The organism is Microbacterium sp. (genome assembly GCF_032084865.1).
Classification (GTDB): domain Bacteria; phylum Actinomycetota; class Actinomycetes; order Actinomycetales; family Microbacteriaceae; genus Microbacterium.
In genome coordinates this window covers 1-1854 of sequence record NZ_DAMDLU010000237.1, presented here as the reverse complement: position 1 = coordinate 1854, position 1854 = coordinate 1, and the positions used below count along the sequence as shown (strand labels likewise).

Genomic DNA, 1854 nt, shown 5'->3' with positions numbered 1-1854 from the left:
GCCGCGTGGTGCTGGCCCTGTCCCGGGCACGCCTGCTGCCCGCCGGCCTCGCCCTGCTGGCCGGGCTCGACGCCGGGCTGCTGCTGCTCGGGCTGCCCGCCCCGGTGACCGCCGAGCGGCTGCCCGCGGTGCACGGCATGCTTCTGGTGCTCGGCTTCGTGGGCACGCTGATCAGCCTCGAGCGCGCGACCGCCCTCGCCCGGCCCCTCGACTACGCCGCGCCCGCACTGCTCGGCGCCGGCGGGATCCTGCTCGTCGTCCCGGTCGTGCCGCTGGTCGCCGCGAAGATCGTGCTCGCTGCGGGCGCGGCTTGTTTCGTCGGGCTCTACATCCCGCTGTGGCGTCGGCAGTACGATCACGCGCTCCTCACGCAGCTGCTCGCGGCGGGCCTCGCGCTCGCCGGGGCGCTGATCTGGATCGGGCAGGATGCCATGACCCGCGTCGTCCCGTGGCTGATCGGCTTCATCGTGCTGACCATCGCCGCCGAGCGCGTCGAGCTCGCCCGCATCACGATGGGACCGCGGGCGGGCATCCGGCTGCTCGTGCACGGCTGGGCGGTGACGGCCGCGCTCGTCATCGGCCTCGTCTTCCCCCACGCCGGGGCGATCCTGCTCGGCGTCACCCTGCTCTCGCTCACCGGCTGGCTCGTCGTGCACGATGTCGCTCGCCGCACGATCCGCGCCACGGGTGTCACGCGGTACATGGCCGCGTGCATCCTCGCCGGGTACGTCTGGCTCGCGGTCGCCGCTCTGGTGCTGCTGCTCGGGATGCCCGCCGCGCAGCCGGCCTACGACGCGGTGGTGCACGCCGTCTTCCTCGGCTACACGTTCTCGATGATCATGGCGCACGCCACGACGATCCTCCCCGCGGTGCTGCGGGTGCGCTTGCCGTACCGGCCGGCGTTCTGGGTGCCGATCGCTCTGCTGCAGGCCGCACTCGGCGTGCGGGTGTGGCTGGGCGACGGGCTCGGGATGCCGGTGGCCTGGCGCATCGGGGGAGTGCTGGGCGTCGTCGCCCTGCTGCTGTTCGTGGGGACGGCCCTCTACAGTGCGATCTGCGGGCCCGCTCCCGCTCGGGAGGGGAGAGCGGCCGACGGCGGAGGGACGTTGCACGGGGGCCTTTCGACGCGTGCGATCTCCTCCCGACCCCGTGGGGAGAGCGCAGGCGAGGGGAGCGCGTCATGACGAAGAACCGCGGATTCTGGCCCCTGCGCGACATCCCGACGGTGGTGTGGCTGCTGCTCACGGTGATCGCCGCCCTCGCGCACCGCTCGCTGCCGATGCCCGGCTGGCTGATGATCCACCTTCTGCTGCTGGGCGCCGTCACGCACGCGATCCTCGTGTGGAGTCAGTACTTCTCGTTCGCGCTGCTGCGCAGCGCCGCCACCGACCGTGACCGCCGGCACCAGAGCATCCGGCTGATCCTGTCGAACTCGGCCACGGCGCTGGTGATCACCGGCGTGCTCAGCGGCGTCTGGGCGGTGACGGTCGTCGGTGCCGCCGTGCTGATCGTGGCGGTGGCCTCGCACGCCGGGTCGCTCGTGCGGCGCATGCGCGGCAGCATGCCGGGCCGCTTCGGCCGCACGATCCGGTACTACATCGCCTCCGCCGCGCTGCTCACGATCGGCGCCGCGCTCGGCGCGTGGCTCGCCCGCGGCGACTCCGAACCTCACGTCGTCGTCGCGCATGCGCTGATCAACGTGCTCGGCTGGATCGGTCTCACGGTGGCGGGCACCGTGGTGACGCTCTGGCCCACGATCCTGCGCACGCGCGCCGACAAAGGCGCCGCAGCTGGGGCATCCCGAGCCCTGCCCATCCTCGCCGGCGGCGTGGTCGGCGCGGCGGCCGGCGCCGC

General features: G+C 73.5%; 1 protein-coding gene and 1 pseudogene. Both read left to right on the top strand.

The genetic code is table 11. The features are described 5' to 3' along the window. On the top strand, positions 1–1184 hold a 1184-nt coding region (locus tag RT309_RS14935; RefSeq protein ID WP_313358301.1), incomplete at its 5' end, for a hypothetical protein. Further along, positions 1181–1854, top strand: a pseudogene (locus tag RT309_RS14930) (copper oxidase); the annotation flags it as partial. The gene RT309_RS14935 and the pseudogene RT309_RS14930, both read left to right, overlap by 4 nt.